At 39.6% G+C, this 19317-nt stretch carries 16 protein-coding genes; all 16 read right to left on the minus strand.

Features of this window, described 5'->3' with window-relative positions; all coding sequences use genetic code 11:
• Positions 1 to 200: 200 nt before the first annotated feature.
• The 16 genes from U9R83_RS20710 to U9R83_RS20785 all read right to left on the minus strand — a co-directional run bounded on the left by U9R83_RS20710 (position 201) and on the right by U9R83_RS20785 (position 19309).
• Positions 201 to 4511: a PolC-type DNA polymerase III gene (locus U9R83_RS20710; RefSeq protein ID WP_328575400.1), complete on the minus strand. Its 4311-nt coding sequence runs from the start codon at positions 4509 to 4511 to the stop codon at positions 201 to 203.
• 118 nt (positions 4512 to 4629) lie between these two features.
• Positions 4630 to 6327, minus strand: a complete 1698-nt coding sequence (locus tag U9R83_RS20715; protein ID WP_014458466.1) for a proline--tRNA ligase — start codon at positions 6325 to 6327, stop codon at positions 4630 to 4632.
• A gap of 105 nt (positions 6328 to 6432) precedes the next feature.
• Positions 6433 to 7692, minus strand: a complete 1260-nt coding sequence (gene rseP, locus U9R83_RS20720; RefSeq protein WP_115654821.1) for an RIP metalloprotease RseP — start codon at positions 7690 to 7692, stop codon at positions 6433 to 6435.
• Positions 7693 to 7770: 78 nt separating this feature from the next.
• Positions 7771 to 8919, minus strand: coding sequence for a 1-deoxy-D-xylulose-5-phosphate reductoisomerase (gene dxr, locus U9R83_RS20725; protein WP_014458464.1), 1149 nt, complete (start codon positions 8917 to 8919; stop codon positions 7771 to 7773).
• Between the two features lie 35 nt (positions 8920 to 8954).
• A complete protein-coding gene (locus U9R83_RS20730) occupies positions 8955 to 9746 on the minus strand; it encodes a phosphatidate cytidylyltransferase (protein WP_014458463.1) in 792 nt (263 codons plus the stop codon).
• 18 nt (positions 9747 to 9764) lie between these two features.
• The gene (locus U9R83_RS20735) at positions 9765 to 10547 is read right to left on the minus strand and encodes an isoprenyl transferase (RefSeq protein WP_014458462.1); all 783 of its coding nucleotides are present in this window, start codon (positions 10545 to 10547) and stop codon (positions 9765 to 9767) included.
• Between the two features lie 134 nt (positions 10548 to 10681).
• A complete protein-coding gene (frr, locus tag U9R83_RS20740) occupies positions 10682 to 11239 on the minus strand; it encodes a ribosome recycling factor (RefSeq protein WP_013058847.1) in 558 nt (185 codons plus the stop codon).
• 2 nt (positions 11240 to 11241) lie between these two features.
• Positions 11242 to 11964 carry a UMP kinase gene (gene pyrH, locus U9R83_RS20745; protein WP_013058848.1) on the minus strand — a complete coding sequence of 241 codons (723 nt, stop codon included), beginning with the start codon at positions 11962 to 11964 and terminating at the stop codon, positions 11242 to 11244.
• 76 nt (positions 11965 to 12040) lie between these two features.
• Entirely contained in the window at positions 12041 to 12922 is an 882-nt protein-coding gene (tsf, locus tag U9R83_RS20750; protein WP_013058849.1) for a translation elongation factor Ts, read from the minus strand.
• A 107-nt stretch (positions 12923 to 13029) separates the two neighbouring features.
• Positions 13030 to 13749 (minus strand): 30S ribosomal protein S2, encoded by a 720-nt coding sequence (gene rpsB / locus U9R83_RS20755; protein WP_013058850.1) that lies wholly within the window; start codon positions 13747 to 13749, stop codon positions 13030 to 13032.
• 158 nt (positions 13750 to 13907) lie between these two features.
• Positions 13908 to 14435 carry a hypothetical protein gene (locus U9R83_RS20760; protein WP_014458460.1) on the minus strand — a complete coding sequence of 176 codons (528 nt, stop codon included), beginning with the start codon at positions 14433 to 14435 and terminating at the stop codon, positions 13908 to 13910.
• 15 nt (positions 14436 to 14450) lie between these two features.
• The gene (locus U9R83_RS20765; RefSeq protein ID WP_014458459.1) at positions 14451 to 15212 is read right to left on the minus strand and encodes a FliA/WhiG family RNA polymerase sigma factor; all 762 of its coding nucleotides are present in this window, start codon (positions 15210 to 15212) and stop codon (positions 14451 to 14453) included.
• A gap of 55 nt (positions 15213 to 15267) precedes the next feature.
• Positions 15268 to 15762: a chemotaxis protein CheD gene (locus U9R83_RS20770; protein ID WP_042991924.1), complete on the minus strand. Its 495-nt coding sequence runs from the start codon at positions 15760 to 15762 to the stop codon at positions 15268 to 15270.
• Between the two features lie 50 nt (positions 15763 to 15812).
• The gene (locus tag U9R83_RS20775) at positions 15813 to 16241 is read right to left on the minus strand and encodes a chemotaxis protein CheW (RefSeq protein WP_014458457.1); all 429 of its coding nucleotides are present in this window, start codon (positions 16239 to 16241) and stop codon (positions 15813 to 15815) included.
• A 30-nt stretch (positions 16242 to 16271) separates the two neighbouring features.
• The gene (locus U9R83_RS20780; protein WP_115654822.1) at positions 16272 to 18251 is read right to left on the minus strand and encodes a chemotaxis protein CheA; all 1980 of its coding nucleotides are present in this window, start codon (positions 18249 to 18251) and stop codon (positions 16272 to 16274) included.
• Positions 18252 to 18265: 14 nt separating this feature from the next.
• Positions 18266 to 19309, minus strand: coding sequence for a protein-glutamate methylesterase/protein-glutamine glutaminase (locus tag U9R83_RS20785; protein WP_014458455.1), 1044 nt, complete (start codon positions 19307 to 19309; stop codon positions 18266 to 18268).
• Between the last annotated feature and the right edge of the window lie 8 nt (positions 19310 to 19317).

Here is a 19317-nt window from a genome sequence, read left to right on the forward strand (position 1 = left end):
CGTCACATAATAAATCAATCATGGTGATTGAAAATCTACAGAAAAAACGAATCATGCTAGAAGCCGATTCGTTCTCCATACTACTTACTATGTCAGTAAGTTCATATCAATAAGAAAGAGCGGGTTTCCCCACTCTTTCTCGTCCGTATCCTTAGCATTTCCACAATTACTATATCATAACCGCTTATTTTATGCAAATGTTAGAAAAGAGAAAGCTGGTTCTGATCAGGTAATGATTCAAGGCATCCATGGTTGTCTAGATACTCTAAAATCGTCTTTGATACTTTGCCTCGCTGCTGCAAGTCTTCTTTCGATAAAAACTCTCCTGTTTCACGAGCTTTTACAATATTCAGCGCTGCATTTGTACCCAGACCGGGAATGGCATTAAACGGTGGCACTAAAGACGTGCCGTCAATTAAAAATTCATCTGCGCTTGATTTATATAAATCTACTTTTTTAAACGAATAGCCTCGTTCGCACATTTCTAAAGAAAGCTCAAGCACTGTTAATAAGTTTTTCTCTTTAGGAGATGCATCTAAACCTTTAGCGTTGATTTCTTCCATCTTCGCTCGAATGGCAGTTGAGCCTTTAATCATCGTATCAATATCAAAGTCATCTGCACGAACCGTAAAGTACGCTGCGTAATAAAGAAGCGCGTGATGCACTTTAAAGTAAGCAATACGCACGGCCATCAATACATAAGCGGCGGCATGGGCTTTAGGGAACATGTACTTGATCTTTTTACAGGAATCAATATACCAGTCCGGTACACCATTTTTGATCATTTCTTCTTCAAATTCAGGTGTTAGCCCTTTCCCTTTACGCACAGACTCCATAATTTTAAAGGCAAGTGACGGTTCAAGACCTTGATAAATTAAATAAACCATAATATCATCACGACAGCCAATTACTTCGCTTAAGTTACAAATGTCATTGCGAATTAACTCCTGCGCGTTACCAAGCCATACGTCCGTCCCATGTGACAGTCCCGAAATTTGAACAAGCTCTGAAAACGTCGTTGGCTTCGTATCTTCTAACATTTGACGCACAAAGCGCGTTCCAAATTCAGGTATACCAAGCGTTCCTGTTTTACACATAATTTGCTCTTCTGTTACGCCAAGTGATTCCGTTCCGCTAAAAATTTTCATCACTTCAGGATCATCCGTCGGAATCGTTTTTGGATCAATTCCACTTAAATCTTGAAGCATGCGAATCACGGTCGGATCATCGTGTCCGAGTATATCAAGTTTTAATAAATTATCATGAATCGAATGGAAGTCAAAATGAGTTGTTCTCCATTCGGAATTACGGTCGTCAGCTGGAAACTGGATCGGTGAAAAATCGAAGATATCCATATAGTCCGGCACAACGATAATCCCCCCTGGATGCTGACCAGTTGTACGTTTTACGCCCGTACATCCTGCTACTAAACGATCCACTTCTGCGTTTCGTAAATGTAAATCACGGTCACCGGCATAGCCTTTTACATAGCCATAAGCTGTTTTTTCGGCTACTGTACCGATTGTTCCCGCGCGGTATACATTATCTTCTCCAAACAGTACTTTTGTATAGTTATGAGCTCGCGGCTGATACTCTCCGGAGAAGTTCAAATCGATATCGGGAACTTTGTCTCCTTTGAATCCTAAGAACGTTTCAAACGGAATATCGTGTCCGTCTTTAATAAATGGTACGCCACAATCGTCGCAGCTTTTGTCGGGCAAGTCGAATCCTGAACCAACGGAACCGTCATTAAAAAACTCGGATTTCTTACATTTTGGACAAACATAATGCGGCGGAAGTGGGTTTACTTCTGTAATTTCCGTCATCGTCGCAACGAATGAAGACCCTACGGAACCACGTGAACCAACTAAGTAACCATCATTCAAGGATTTTTTAACAAGTTTATGCGAGATCAAGTAAATAACGGCAAACCCGTGGCCGATAATACTTTTCAACTCTTTCTCTAGACGAGCTTCTACTACTTCAGGCAGCTCTTCACCATAGATGCTGCGTGCCATCGCATAGCTCATTTCACGCATTTCTTCGTCTGCGCCTTCAATTTTTGGCGTATATAAATCATCTTTAATTGGTTTAATATCGTCAATCATATCCGCTATTTTTTGCGTATTATGAACAACAATTTCTTTTGCTTTGTCTCCATCTAGAAATGAAAAACAATTCAGCATCTCATCCGTTGATCTAAAATGAACATCCGGCAGCTGGTGACGGTTTAACGGGTTAGCCCCGCCTTGTGAACCAATTAATATTTTTCGGTAAATTTTGTCTTCCGGATTGAGATAGTGAACATTCCCTGTTGCTACAACCGGCTTTCCAAGCTTTTCACCTAGCTTCACAATATTGCTGATAATATCTTTTAAGGCTTTCTCATCTCGCACTAAATCTAGTTCAATTAAGTGCTTGTAGTTGTCAGGAGGCTGTACTTCGATATAATCATAAAATTCAGCTGCTCCTTCTACTTCATCGATTCCTTTTTGCATCATGCCTTCGAATACTTCGCCCCGGTCACATGCGGTTCCAATCAAGATGCCTTCTCGATATTTGTCGAGCTGAGATCTTGGAATTCGCGGAACTCGATAAAAGTAATTTAAATGAGAAATCGAAACGAGTTTAAATAGATTTTTTAAACCTACGTCGTTTTGTGCTAAAAGCGTCGCATGATACGGACGGGCCCGCTGATAGGCATTCCCTTCTCCCATATAATCATTTAAGCGATCGTGCATCGTAATTTCGCGTTCAAATGCATCTTTCAGCATTTTATTTAACAAATAGCCGGTTGTTTCCGCATCATAAATTGCGCGGTGATGCTGCACAAGTTCAATATCAAACTTTTTAGCAAGAGTATTTAAACGATGGTTTTTCATATGCGGATACAAAAATCTTCCGAGTTCAAGCGTATCGATAACGCCGTTAGCCGCTTTTTCTAATCCGATTTTTTGCAGTCCCATATTTAAAAATCCCATATCAAAGCTTGCATTATGAGCGACTAAAATACTGTCGCCCATCCACTCGTGAAAATCACGAAGTACTTCTGAGATTTCAGGCGCATTTTGGACCATATCATCTGTAATACCCGTCAGTTCAATTGTTGTTGCAGACAGAGGATGATGAGGATTTGCAAACCGTTCAAATCGATCGATGATTTCGCCTTCTTTCATCTTCACGGCAGCAAGTTCAATAATGGTATCGTATACGGCTGACAAACCGGTTGTTTCGACGTCAAATACTACGTAAGTTGCTTCTGTCAAATCCACATGCTGCGGATTATAGGCAATCGGCACACCGTCGTCTACTAAATTGACTTCCACTCCGTACAGTATTTTAATGCCGTTCTTTTTGCCGGCTCCATACGCTTCAGGAAACGACTGTGCAACCGCATGATCGGTTATGGCTACAGCTGGATGTCCCCATTTTTTGGCTTGTCCGACTAAAGCTCCAACAGATGAAACGGCATCCATTTGACTCATTGGCGTATGCAAGTGAAGTTCCACACGTTTTTCATCTTCAGGCGCTGTATCTTGTCTAGCAGGACCGGTAATCTCGTTAACATCATTTCCAATCATAACTAGATCACGGACAAATGTATCGTTTTGTACACTTCCGCGAACCTTTACCCACATTCCTTTTTTAATTGCTTGAAGTAAAGGAATATCTTCTTTGTCACGTGAAAACATCTTAACCATAATAGAATTTGTATAGTCTGTCACTTTAAAAATAAGAAGCGTACGCCCGCTTCGTAATTCCCTAGTTTCTGCATCAAATACGTATCCTTCAACGGCAATTCGCTTTTCTTCATCCACAATGGAGTCCAGGCGAACCGCCTCGTCTTTAATCGTATATCCAATTGTAAGCGGACCTTTTGGTAGGTCTGGTCCATCACTTTTTTCATTTTCTTTATTTTGCATTTCGGTGATGGCTTGTAATACTTTTTCTGTATCTTCTTGTTTTCGTTGCTCTACAAACTGCTGAAATGCTTCTTCTGAATGCACAACTTCCGTCATTAGCTGAAGGTTCGGAAACCCATAGGACGCATACTGATCAGCAATTAACTGACTATACTTTTTACGTAAAGCCGTTCCTTCTGCATCATGTCGTGCATTTACAATCAATTTGGCACCGTTCAATCTCGGCATTTGATCTTGTAAAAGCGACTGTAAAAGCGGAGATATGCCCTGCATTTCTCCAATACAATGCTTCCAATATGACTGTACATGCTCTTCCGTACATTCTTTATTAACGGTTTGAATAGAAAAAGAAACACTCGCAATATGAGAAAAAGCTGAAGACATGCGAGCATGGAATAACTCATAGATCTCAAAGGGTAGTAACCCTTCTAAAGAAAAATGGAAATGCCATTTTTTTTGTTCTTTCTGAATGACGAGCTTTTCAATCGCTGCGTTTTCAAAATAAGGAACAATTTGATCACTCGTCAGCTCTAACTGCTGCAGCAGCAACTTAAAACGCTCTTTTTTTCCTAGCGTTTGTGCTTCCAAGTTTTCTGCCTCCTTTTATAAATGAGTGCAATCTATTTTAACATAAATGACTTCTATTCTGTCATATGTTCTGTTTATAAACATAAAAACAGCAGGGATACAAATCCCCGCTGCTTCATTACTTCGCTAGCAGTTCTTTCACTGTTGAAACAAGATTGTCAACTGACACTTCTAATGACTCCCCAGTTTTGCGTACTTTTACTTCTACAATTCCTTCAGATGCACGTTTACCAACTGTTACTCGAACAGGAAGACCAATTAAATCTGAATCTGCAAATTTTACTCCTGCACGCTCTTGGCGGTCATCTAACAGCACTTCAAAGCGATTATCTAATAACTCATTATATAATTTCTCACCTAGTTCACGCTGTTCATCATTTTTTACGTTAACTGGAATAACGTGTACTTGATAAGGCGTAACAGCTTCTGGCCATAGAAGACCGTTTTCATCATTAAATTGTTCTGCAATCGCAGCTACTGTACGAGAAACACCGATACCATAGCAGCCCATAATCATTGGCTGGCTGCGTCCGTTCTCATCTAGATACGTTGCTCCCATTGCTTCACTGTAGCGAGTTCCTAGTTTAAAGACGTGTCCGACTTCAATACCTTTAGCGAACTTAATAAAGCCTTGTCCATCGGGTGACTGATCCCCTTCTTGGATGAAGCGGAAATCTTCGTAAGTTGCATTAAAGTTACGTTCATTCACATTTGTGTAGTGATAACCTTCTTCATTTGCTCCGCATACACCGTTAACAATTGCTTTTACCGCATGATCAGCTACCACTTCTACTGAATCACTTACGCCAATCGGTCCTACTGAACCAACTGCGCATTTTAATACTTCTTTTGTTTCTTCTGGAGTTGCCAGTTCAACAACGGAAGCTTCAAAATAGTTTTTCACTTTAATATCGTTTACTTCGTGATCCCCGCGAACAAGCACAAGCACAAAACGATCATCTACTTTAAATAAAAGGGACTTGATACAAGAAGTCGCTTCAACATTTAAGAAAGCAGCTACGTCTTCAATGCTATGCTGATTTGGTGTTTCCACTTTTGTTAATTCTTTTTCAGCTTCACCTGATTTTTCATACGTATTTACAACCGGTGCCATTTCAACATTTGCTGCATAAGAAGATGTATCTGAATAAGCAATTGTATCTTCCCCAATTTCAGAAAGAACCATAAATTCATGCGTATCTTTTCCGCCCATTGCACCTGAATCAGCGATAACCGCACGGAAATTTAATCCGCAGCGCTCAAAAATGCGGCTGTAGGCAGCAAACATTTTATCATATACTTCATCTAAACTTTCTTGAGAAGCATGAAACGAATATGCATCTTTCATAATAAATTCACGACCGCGTAATAAGCCAAAGCGTGGACGTTTTTCATCGCGGAACTTCGTTTGAATTTGATATAAATTTAGCGGTAAACGTTTGTATGACTTCACTTCGTCACGAAGCAAGCTTGTAATAACTTCTTCGTGTGTTGCTCCCAAAGCAAATTCACGGCCGTGACGATCTTTCATACGCATTAACTCAGGTCCATATGAGTACCAGCGGCCAGACTCTTGCCACAATTCAGCTTGTTGTAAAGCTGGCATCAATAATTCGACAGAACCTGCACGGTCCATCTCTTCACGAACAATTTGTTCAACTTTTTGCAATACGCGCTTACCAAGCGGTAAAAAGCTGTATACGCCGCTTGCATTTTGGCGCATGAAACCCGCGCGCAATAGAAGCTGATGGCTTTTTATATCCGCATCAGCTGGCACTTCTCTTAATGTAGGAATCAATGTAGAACTTTGTCTCATAACCTCGCACCTCTTTGCTTACTTCTCTATCTTATTTTTTTAAGGCGGACCATGCCGCAATTTTCATATAATCAGCGAGGGAATATCCCTCGCTGAGCGTATGTCTTATAAAAAGAACTTTTGAATATCGTTCCACGTTACAACGAGCATCAGCAGCATTAATAAAGCAAAACCGATAAAATGAACAATGCCTTCTTTTTGACGATCAATTGGCTTACCGCGAATTCCTTCTACAGCGAAGAACAATAGTCGCCCTCCATCTAAAGCAGGAAGTGGAAGCAAATTGACAATCCCTAAGTTAATACTTAAAACGGCTGCCCATTTCATTAGATAATAAATGCCTGACTGTGCTACTTGATCGGTTGCTGCGTAAATACCTACAGGACCAGAAAGCATATCCAGTTTGAACTGTCCTGTCACAAGCTTCCCTAGACCGGTCAAGATTTCTTTCATCCACGTATATGTTTCAGTAGCTCCGTGCGTGATCGAACCAATGAATGACTTTTCAACCGGTGCATATACGCCAATTAATCCAATTGTCTGTTCCCCAACTTTGCGACTTTCAGGTGTAATCGGAATATCTAGCGTTTTGCCGCCGCGCTGAACCGTGAATGTAATTTGCTGTTCAGGATGTTTTTGAATTACTTTTACGACATCATCCCACGTTGAAACACTTTGTCCATCAATTGCTTGAACTTTATCTCCTTGTTTGAGTCCCGCATCAACGGCTACTCCATCTGATGTTAATTTGCCCATCACGGGTTTGTCAACAACATATCCTTGAGAAATCCCAAGAACGATAAAAATAACAAAGGCTAATATAAAGTTCATTAGTGGACCAGCGAAAATGGCTAGCGCACGCTGACCAAGAGTTTTAGAGGCAAACTGACGGCTATAAGGTGCAATTTGAATTTCTTCTCCATCCATAACGAAGTAAGATTCTTCTGCTACCTCGAATTTTTGCAGACGTTCATCTTCACCTTCTTCATAACCTGAAATAAATAGATTATGCTCTAAGTCTGCTTGCTCTACCTCAATAACTTTTGCATTGGGATGCTGTTCCTTGTTATTAATAATGACTTTATTTACTTTACCTTCCTTATCGAACGTGAGGCCCACCATTTGACCAGGCTTTACTTCGATCATTTCTGGGTCTTCTCCAGCCATTCGAACAAATCCACCTAGAGGCAGCAAGCGAATGGTATAAACTGTTTCATCTCGTTTAAATGAAAAGATTTTGGGACCAAACCCAATGGCAAACTCACGGCATAAGATGCCTGCACGCTTTGCAAAAACTAAATGACCAAGCTCATGAAAGAATACAAGAGCTCCAAAAATGACGACAAACGCAATGACTGTGTTCAATGGGTATTACCCCCTTCATGTAATAGAGTCAAATCTCCACCCACCAGAAATAAGTGAGTGGCTTCTCTCGCACGCACATTATCGAGAGATGGCGGATCTAACAAACTCTCTTGCTTCTAAATCTACTTCTTTAATAGTAGATAAACAAGGTTTCTGTATTACAGTATGTTCATTCATTGCTTTTTCAATCACATCTTCAATTTGTAAAAATGTAATGTGACCATCTAAAAAGGCTTGAACAGCTTCTTCATTAGCTGCATTTAAAACAGTCGGAAGTGTTCCACCCGCTTTGCCAGCCTCAAATGCAAAAGCTAAACAGCGAAAACGCTCTTCATCCATTTTAGCGAAGTGAAGCTGGCCAATATCCGCCAAGCTTAAACGCTTGGTGTTAGGCAAAGACATGCGTTTTGGATACGTTAATGCGTATTGAATTGGCACGCGCATATCAGGCGTTCCAAGCTGAGCAATAACGCTTGTATCCGAATACTCTACCATAGAATGAATGATGCTTTCCTTATGTAACAATACATCAATTTTCTCATAGGGAAGATCAAAAAGCCAATGTGCTTCAATCACTTCTAGTCCCTTATTCATCATCGTTGCCGAATCAATTGTAATTTTAGCTCCCATCGACCAGTTTGGATGATTTAATGCATCTTCAACCGTTACTCCCTGTAGTTCTGCTCTCGTTTTATCTCGAAAGCTCCCTCCAGAAGCCGTTAAAATTAAACGGTCTATTGCTTTTTGATCTTGCCCTTGCAAACTTTGAAAAATAGCTGAGTGCTCACTGTCTACCGGTAAAATATCAGCGCCATATTCCTTGGCTGCTTCCATAACAAGGTGACCAGCAGTAACAAGTGTCTCCTTATTTGCAATAGCAATCGTTTTTCTCATTTTGATTGCTTCTAGCGTAGGAGTCAACCCTACACTCCCAAGAACAGCATTTACTAAAACTTCTGTGGATGGATGAGTTGCCACTTCCACAAGTCCTTCTTCTCCATAAACAAATCGAATAGAAGGGAATTCTGCTTGCAGTGACAGACAATCTTCTTTCTTCATCACAGAAACAAGGGTTGGCTTACACTGCTGAATAATCTTTCTTGCTTCATTAATATTTCGACCTACAGAGATTGCTGAGAGCTCAAAATACTCAGGATGCGCTCGAACAATATCAACGGTTTGAGTACCGATTGAACCTGTAGCTCCTAACAAGGAAATTTTCTTCAAGTATATTCACTCCTATTAAAACAAAGACATCTTTTTTATAGAGATAATAAAAAAGCTAAAATTGGCATGATGAACATCAAACTGTCAAAACGGTCTAAAATCCCACCATGACCGGGTAAAATCTTCCCTGAATCTTTTACGCCATAGTGACGTTTGAACGCTGATTGTACAAGATCACCCATCTGGCCAAATAACGATACGATAATACCAATTACAAGTAGTTCAATCATAGTTTGATCAATATTTGCTAACAGCTTAAATACAATGGCTACTACAATAGCGCATACGACGCCACCAACAAAACCTTCAATTGTTTTATTGGGACTGATTTCCGGCCATAGCTTTCGTTTCCCCATTGCTCGTCCAATAAAATAAGCTCCGGAATCCGTCGCCCAAATAATAAGAAAAGCAAAGAACAAATAAGCTAACCCGAACTCTTGACGAACCTCGATAAAATAATGAAAGCCAAAGCCAACATATACTGTCGTTAATAAAATAAACCCAACGTCATCGAAGGTAAATTTATTTTTAACTACAACCGTGTACATTAATAAAAGAAGGACAGCAGCAAGCGCTACTTCTATCTTATGTTCACTTAAGAATTGAAATGCAACATCTCTTCCATTTGGTAGTAAAAACACCCAAGTTAGCAATAAACTAATGATACTTGGAAAAGACATTGCTTTCAAATGTTTCATTTTTAAAAGCTCAATTACACCAACTGTTCCGATTACATACATAATAAGGGTAAAAGGTAACCCTCCAATTAAAACAATCGGCACAAATACCGCAAGTGCTACAATCGCGGTGATAATGCGCTGTTTCATCTTGTTTTCCACACCTTCTTATACACCACCAAAGCGGCGTCCGCGCTTTTGAAACGCCTCGACTGCTTCGATTAAATGATTTTCTTTAAAATCTGGCCATAATACTTCTGTAAACCAAAACTCTGTGTAAGCTAGCTGCCAAAGCATAAAATTACTTAAGCGAAGCTCACCGCTTGTACGAATAAGCAAATCCGGATCTGGAAGGCTTTTGCTCATTAAATAGGAAGAAAATAAATTTTCTGAAATAGAAGAGGAAGCTACTTTTCCCTGTTCTACATCTTCTACCAATGACTGAATAGCGCCCATGATTTCGTGACGGCTACCGTAATTAAGCGCGAAGTTTAAAATCAGCCCTGTGTTATCCTTTGTTTTTTCAATTGCGTTATCCACGGCTCGAATCGTATGGGCAGGGAGCTCACTTTTATCCCCCATAATACGAACTTGCACATTTTTTTCAATTAGCTCAGGCAGAAAGGTTGTTAAAAATTCCTCTGGCAGTTTCATTAAAAACTCGACTTCAGTTTTGGGGCGCTTCCAATTTTCAGTGGAAAATGCATATAAAGTTAATACTTTAACACCTAATTCATTGGCCAATCTGGTCACATGACGCACTACCTTCATTCCTTCATGATGGCCCATCATGCGAGGAAGAGCTCGTTTTTGCGCCCAACGACCGTTCCCATCCATAATAATTGCAATATGTTCAGGAACAGGGTGCTGTTTCACTTGATCTTTTCGTTCTGACAAAGACAGTGTATTTAAATCTTGACTTTTCTTCCATGCTTGAAATTTTCTTAACATGCAAAGGTCCCCCGTTGTACGCTCTCACATAAACGTGTGGCTTATGTGAGTTTTTTCTTACTACACATTATTAACAAAAAAACCCCCTGTAAACAATAGAGGGTCTTTTACAATATATTTTACCTTGAAATGACTTAAACTGCCATAATTTCTTCTTCTTTATCTTTCGCCACTTTATCCACTTTTACGATATGATCATCCGTTAGTTTTTGAATGTCATCACTGTAGCCGCGTAAATCGTCTTCAGTAATTTCACCTTTTTTCTCTAACTTTTTGAAATCATCATTTGCATCACGGCGTACGTTACGAACCGCAACTTTTGCTTCTTCAGCATATTTTTTCACCATTTTCACTAACTCACGACGACGTTCTTCCGTTAAAGCAGGAATCGATAAACGGATAATAGTTCCATCGCTTGTAGGTGTTAACCCTAAGTCAGATTTTAAAATAGCTTTTTCAACTTCACCAATTTGTGATTTGTCATAAGGCTGAATAACAAGCATACGAGCTTCAGGCACGCTTACTTGCGCCAATTGGTTAATTGGTGTTGGTGCACCGTAGTATTCTACCGTTACGCGGTCAAGAAGTGACGCGCTTGCACGTCCAGCACGAATTGATGCTAGTTCGCGGCTAAATGATTGAATTGCTTTTTCCATTCTTTCTTTTGCGTTTTGCAACACTTGTTTTGGCATGTTTATTTCCCCTTTACAATTGTTCCAATGTTTTCGCCTGTAACGGCACGTTTAATATTGCCTTCTTCCGTAATTGAAAAAACAATTAGCGGAATATCATTGTCCATACATAATGAAGAAGCTGTAGAATCCATAACAGCTAGTCCATCTTTTAAAACATCAATATACGTTAATGTTTCGTATTTTACAGCATCAGGTACAAGCTTAGGATCTGCATTATAAACGCCATCTACGTTGTTTTTAGCCATTAAGATAACGTCAGCTTCGATTTCAGCTGCACGCAAAGCTGCTGTCGTATCTGTAGAGAAATAAGGGTTTCCTGTACCCGCGGCGAAAATAACAACGCGTTTTTTCTCAAGATGACGAACAGCTTTTCTTCTAATATAAGGCTCTGCTACTTGTCTCATCTCGATAGAAGTCTGAACTCGTGTTTGCACACCAATGTTCTCTAAGCTATCTTGAAGAGCCAAAGAGTTCATTACTGTTGCTAGCATTCCCATATAATCAGCAGCGGCACGATCCATACCCATTTCACTGCCAATTTTACCACGCCAAATGTTTCCACCACCAACGACTACAGCAATTTCCACACCTAATTCATAAACGGCTTTTACTTGTTCAGCAACAGATTTGATGATGGATGGGTTAATACCAAAACCCTCTTCACCAGCTAATGCTTCTCCACTTAACTTTAATACGATACGATTATATTTTGCTTGACTCATGCTTACCTCCATCGTTAACGGTGAGATCTCTTTTGTAAAAAAGGGAACACACAGTGTTCCCTATACGGTCAAACCCTTACTTTTTAACTTGGTTCATTACTTCTTCAGCGAAGTTGTCTTGACGTTTCTCAATACCTTCTCCTACTTCAAAACGAACGAAGCTTTCAACAGTAGCGCCTTTGCTCTCAACGAACTGACGTACTTTTTGATCAGGATTTTTAACAAATGTTTGATCTAGTAAGCAAATATCTTCGAAGAATTTGCCAAGGCGACCTTCAACCATTTTTGCAACGATTTTTTCTGGTTTGCCTTCGTTTAATGCTTGTTGAGTTAATACTTCGCGCTCGCGCTCAGTTTCTTCAGCAGAAACTTGATCACGAGAGATGTATTTAGGGTTGATTGCAGCAATGTGCATAGCAACGTCTTTTGCAACAGCTTCTTCAGTTGTACCAGATAATACTGTTAACACACCGATACGTCCGCCAGCATGTAGGTAAGCACCGAATGCATCAGCATCAGTTTTTGTTGCTACAGCGAAACGACGTAGAGATAATTTTTCTCCGATTGTAGCGATTGCAGAGTTGATGTGTTCTTCAACAGTTGCACCGTTTTCCATTTTTTGAGTAGCAGCTTCAGCAGCGTCAGCTGGTTTGTTAGCTAAGATGTGAGCAGCTAATTCTTTTGTTAACTTTTGGAAACCTTCGTTTTTCGCAACGAAATCAGTTTCAGAGTTAACTTCTAAGATAACAGCTTCGTTACCTTGAGTTTCGATGTAAGTTAGACCTTCAGCAGCAATACGGTCTGATTTTTTAGCAGCTTTTGCAATACCTTTTTCACGTAAGAAATCGATTGCTTGCTCCATATCACCGTTAGTTTCAGTTAACGCTTTTTTACAATCCATCATACCAGCGCCAGTTTTTTCACGTAATTCTTTTACCATTTGAGCAGTAATTGCCATAATGTGTAGCCTCCTTGTTTGGGTATGTAATTAATGTATATAAATGGGTTAAATCTTTTCAAAAAAAGGTGATAAAAGGCTATTCCCTCTTATCACCTTTCACGGAATTAAGCAGTAGTTGTTTCAGTTTCAACTGCTGTTTCTTCACCTTGTTTAGCTTCTAGAATAGCATCAGCAACTTTAGAAGTTAAAAGTTTAACAGCACGAATTGCATCATCGTTTGCAGGGATTACATAATCAATTTCGTCTGGATCACAGTTAGTGTCTACGATACCAACGATTGGAATGTGTAATTTTTTAGCTTCCGCTACTGCAATACGCTCTTTACGAGGGTCAATGATGAATAATGCATCTGGAAGTTGTTTCATATCTTTAATGCCGCCTAAGAATTTTTCAAGACGCTCTAACTCTTTTTTAAGTTGAACTACTTCTTTCTTAGGTAGTACTTCAAAAGTACCGTCTTCTTGCATTTTTTCGATATCTTTTAAACGTTTGATACGTTTTTGGATAGTTGAGAAGTTAGTTAATGTACCACCTAACCAACGTTGGTTAACAAAGTACATACCAGCGCGAGCTGCTTCTTCTTTAACAGAATCTTGAGCTTGTTTTTTCGTACCTACGAATAAAACAGTACCGCCGTCTGCAGCTAATTCTTTAACGAATTTGTACGCTTCTTCTACTTTCTTAACTGTTTTTTGAAGATCGATAATGTAGATGCCGTTACGCTCAGTGAAGATGTATTTCTTCATCTTTGGGTTCCAACGGCGAGTTTGGTGACCGAAATGTACACCAGCTTCTAGTAATTGTTTCATTGAAATTACTGACATGTGTTTTTCCTCCTAATGGTTTTAAGTCTCCTCCGCTTATTTCATCTTCAGCCGAAACTACAAAAAGTAGCACCATCAACCGAATCAACAAGCGTGTGTAATAACACCAAAAACAAATATAGCACACTCCTTTTTCACAAGCAAGCGTTTCATTAAGTTTATTGATGAAATTTCAATAATAATTCGATTTCAGTTTTCCCTCTGTGTAAATGTTTTGCAATTTCTTCAATTGTTAAACCTTTTCTTTTTAAATAAACGGAAAATTCTTTTATCTCTTCACCTGACAAATCTTGAATTTGGTCTGTAGTTAATTCATCAAAAGGTGTGCGTATATGTTTCTGATTTTCTTCTATAGAAAGAAGTTCATGCAGGGACTGGGAAGGCTCACTTTTTAGATCTACCCTTTGAACAAGCATGTCTTCTTCATCTACCAAAGGTGATTTTACGCTGCTTTTTTCTACTTCCGAAGAAAGCGAAGTGGAACGCTCTCGAAGCTGACTTAAAAACTGCTCGTTTTGTTCCTGAAATTCAGCGAGATAGGAGCTCATCGCAGCTTCCATTTTATTGATATTTTGCTGGTGCAAGCGTTCAATTCTTTTCACTTTGGTCACTTGCATATATAAAAGAATAATGCAAAACAGTGATAGACCATGAATTAAAAAACTAACTGTGAGTAAAAACCCCATTCTTTTACCTCTTTGCTAAATTATTTTACTTAAACTCGTACGCATTTTAAACAGCGCTTTCGAATGAATTTGAGAAATACGTGAAGTAGATAGCCCTAACAGCTGTGCGATCTCTGTGAAAGTCAGCTCTTCTTTATAGAATAATGAAACAACGAGCTGTTCTTTCTCATTTAGCTGCTCGATAACTTCAGCAAGCTCTTGATATCGTTCATCGTTAATTAGCTCCTCTTCAGGAGAGAGCATTTTTTCATCTTTAATCGTATATTTTTGTTCTCCATCTTCATACTCTTTTGGCTGTTCTTCCATTGACAAAACGTTAGCTAAGAAGCCTTCATTCATCGTATGAACGACATCTGCTTCTGTCATGCCTACTTCTTTTGCAACTTCACTTGGTGCAACTCTGCGCAAGTATCTTTGTTCAAGTGCTTCCGTTGCTTGCTCAATTCTTTTCGTCTTTTCCCTTGCGCTTCTTGATAACCAATCTTCTTTACGAAGTCCATCTATTATCGCCCCTCGAATTCGAAAAGACGCATATGTATCAAACTTCAAGTCTCTACCGTAATCAAACTTTTCCAACGCATCGTAAAGGCCGACTAACCCTAAACTACGAAGCTCTTCTTTATGAATATTTTTAGGCAGCCCTACACTAATCCGCTGAACATGATAGTTAACAAGCGGCATATACTTTTTCACAAGCATGTTTCCCGCATGTGAGTCTCTCGTCTCTATCCATTCCTGCCAAATTTTATGTTCTTCAACTTCTTGTATACTTTTCAAGGGTCTTTCAACTCCTTTTTATAGCGCTATTAAACGGTAACGGTCAGGGCACGCTTTATATCGTTTTTATCCCTTCGTTAATCGTGCGAACCTTTAAAATAGCCGTTTGAGGATCAAATTCAATTGTGCGTCCGTTGTGTCCTCCTATAGCTTTTGCTGCAATTTCTACACTGTTTCTATGCAGCTCTTTCTCTACTGCTTGAACATTTCGAAGGCCAATTCGCATGACATCATTTCTTGGTTCAAATTGAAACATCTGCGCGCCTCCTGCTATTTTTGCTTTCAACAATTTTCTATGTGCGCCTTGTTTAATCAACATATTTATCAAATCAAAAATGGCTGTATCTGCATATTTAGCTCTATTAAAAGGACATTTGGCCCCGCTTGAATCCGGAAGCATTACATGAGCGAGCCCAGCTACCGAGTGAACAGAGTCATAAACGACAACTCCTACACATGATCCTAATCCCGCTGTTCGAAGCACTGCGGGTGCATGTGTAACATTCATCTCGGCAATTCCTACCTTAATCACTTGTTTATCATCTCTCACGATTCTTCAACTCCTAGAACCTTCAGCGTGATATCCATTATTCGTTTGGCTCACTGGAGGTGGTCTTCTAAAGAGAGAACTTTAGGTAAATTTAGAAGGACAATTAAACGGCTATCTACTTTAACGACTCCGTTTAAGTATTCTACAGCTGTTCCTTCAACGGTTTCAGGCACTGAAGCAATCGTTTTTTCATCAATATCCACTACATCATTTGCCGCATCGACAATCAAACCTGCTTCTACATCATTAAGACGAACCATAATAATACGTGTCAGCTCATGGTTAAGCTGTTCTTGCAAGTTAAAACGAGTGCGCAAATCAATAATCGGTGTAATAACACCGCGAAGATTAATAACACCTTTTACATATTCTTTTACTCCAGGAACGCGTGTTATGTGCTGAATCTTTTCAATTGACTGCACTTCTTCTACTGAGATTCCGTACTCCTCGTCTCCTAATTGAAACACAATAATTTTCATGCCTTTCTCCCTTTCTTTTTACAGCATTTGTTATTTAATCAAAGCGTTGCAATCAATGATAAGTGCTACTTGTCCATCGCCTAAAATTGTGGCTCCTGAAATAGCAAATATACCCGGCAGATAATGCCCTAAAGATTTTAAAACAATTTCCTGCTGACCGATAAAAGAATCAACAATTAGCCCGGCGGTTTTTTCTCCTTTTTTCACGATGACTACTGAATAATGATCGCCTTGTACTGAGTTAGGCACAGTGAATAGCTCTTTTAAATCAATAAGAGGAATAATGGCTCCTCGAAAATCAATAACCTTTTGACCGTGTACATGCATGACCTCTTTCGGCTGAACAATAGCTGTTTCAATAATTGAAGAAAGCGGCAAGGCATAGCGCTCTTCACTCATTTGCACGAGTAAAGCAGAAATGATAGACAGAGTGAGCGGCAGTTGAATAGAAAAACGCGAACCGTATCCTTCGTTAGAATCAATTGTTACAGAACCCCCTAGCGATTCAATCGTGTTTTTCACGACATCTAAACCTACTCCTCGTCCGGAAACATCTGAAATTTGCTCAGCGGTCGAAAAGCCCGAAGCGAAAATGAGCTCGTACACTTGTTTATCCGTCAGCGTTTCGGCTGTTTTCTCATCAATAATTCCTCGATCTAACGCTTTTTGCAGTACCTTTTCACGATTGATGCCCGCCCCGTCATCTTCTAAATCAATAAAGACATGATTTCCGCTATGATAAGCTTTAAGGCGAATCGTTCCCTTTTCATTCTTTCCGCTCTCTAAGCGTGCTTGAGGCATTTCAATTCCGTGGTCAACGGCATTTCTTAATAAGTGAACAAGCGGATCTCCAATTTCATCAATGACAGTGCGGTCCAGCTCTGTATCAGCTCCGACAATTTGAAGTTCAATTTGTTTCCCTAAATCTTTTGAAAGCTGTCTCACCATACGGGGAAAACGATTAAAAACGGTTTCTACAGGCACCATACGCATATTTAAAATAATCGTTTGCAAATCTCCAGAAATACGGGACATCCGCTCTACCGTTTCGTCTAATTCGCTATTATTCAATTCTTTTGATATTTGTTCTAACCTGCCTCTATCAATAACTAGTTCTTCAAACAAGTTCATGAGACTGTCCAAACGGTCAATATTGACTCGAATCGTCTTGTTATTTGAGGGCTGTCTTTTCTCTTCAACAGGCGATTTAGAAGGTTCTAACACAGTAACTTCCTGTATGGCTGCTGCTACTTCTGGTAAAACAAGCTCCTCCATTTTTGTTTCCTTTTTTACGGGGACCGCAGCAATTTTCACACTTTCTACTTCAGAAACTTCCATAATGCTCGCCTGCAGCTTTTCTTGCGACTCGTTTGTTACTAATATAACGATAAAAGATGATTCAAATTTTTCTTGTTCGATATCTTGAACAGTTGGCGCTGACTTAATGACGTCTCCTGCTTGCTCTAACACATCAAATATCATATACGCACGCGCAGCTTTTAACAGACAGGTGCGTTCAAGCTGTACGGTTATTTCAAACGCATTAAACCCTTGGTCTGCTGTTTGGCTGAGCAGCGTTTGTACTAATTCATCGTACTCAATGGAAGAAGCTGCATGCTGTGCTACGGGTTCCTCTGCTACAATACGCTGCAGCTTTTGAACAAGTAATTTGACATCAAGCCGACCATCACCGCCTTCAGAAATAGATTGAACCATTATTTCTAGCGCATCGACTGATTCAAACAAAGCATCAAGAACTTCCGTATGAACGTCGAGTTGGTGATTTCGAACGGCATCTAACACGTTTTCCATTTTGTGAGTTAATTGTGCTAAATCATCAAATCCCATCGTTGCAGACATACCTTTTAACGTATGAGCAGATCGAAAAATTTCATTTACATAGCCAAGATCATCGGTATTTTTTTCAAAAAGCATTAGCTGATCATTAACGTTTTGTAGATGTTCTTTGCTTTCCTCAATAAACACTTCTAGATATTGATTCATATCCATTATAAGTTTCCCTCCTATTTCTGTGCGTAGCGAGAAATAAAGCTTCCAACGTTTCGCAGTGGTTCAATATAATCAACAAGTTTTGTAGAAACAACTGATTTGGGCATCCCATAAATGACAGCAGTTTCCTCAGATTCAGCTAATATAAGCGCGTCTTTATTTTTCTTTAAATCAATAACCCCTTCCGTTCCATCCGCTCCCATTCCCGTCAATACAATAGCAAGTTTTTGATAACCTGAAATTTTACTAATCGACTGAAACAAGCGATCCACTGAGGGGCGATGTCCCTTTACAGGTGAAGAAGTATCTAAACAAATGCTGAGCTGTCCTTTTTTCTCTACAACCGTCATATGAAAACCTCCAGGCGCAATATACGCACATCCTGAGCGAACGATTTCATTGTCTTTTGCTTCTTTCACTTCAATATCAGACAGCTGATTTAATCTAGCTGCTAATGATTTTGTAAAATTTGGCGGCATATGCTGCACAATAAAAATAGGTGCGTTTATGTCTTTTGAAACAGTTGATAATACTTCTTGCAGTGCACGCGGTCCTCCAGTAGAAGTGCCAATACAAATCATTTTGTTCACTTTCGTCCCCATTGGGAGGTTATATACACTGCTGTTTTGCGCGTGCTGATGACTGCTTGAAGATATGTTGGCTTTACTAGCAAGCAATAGTTTAGAGATAAGCTCATCTTTCACTTTATGTAAGTCCAGCGAAATAGCTCCCGAAGGTTTAGCAACAAAATCAACTGCGCCGTACTGCATAGCGGTCAGCGTATTTTCAGCACCTTCTATTGTTGTACTCGATAACATGACAACAGGAAGGGGCTTCACGCGCATGAGCTGTTTTAACATATCTAAGCCATTCATTTTGGGCATTTCAATATCAAGTGTCACAATGTCTGGGGATAGCTCGATTGCTTTTTTTAATCCTTCTTCACCGTTGCGTGCTGTACCCACAACGTGAAACCGATTGTCGCCTGCTAAAAAATCGCCAATCAGCTTTCGCATAAATGCAGAATCATCTACAATAAGCACCTTTATTTCATTCACTCTACTTT

The organism is Priestia sp. LL-8 (assembly GCF_036227845.1).
Taxonomy (GTDB): Bacteria; Bacillota; Bacilli; order Bacillales; family Bacillaceae_H; genus Priestia; species Priestia zanthoxyli.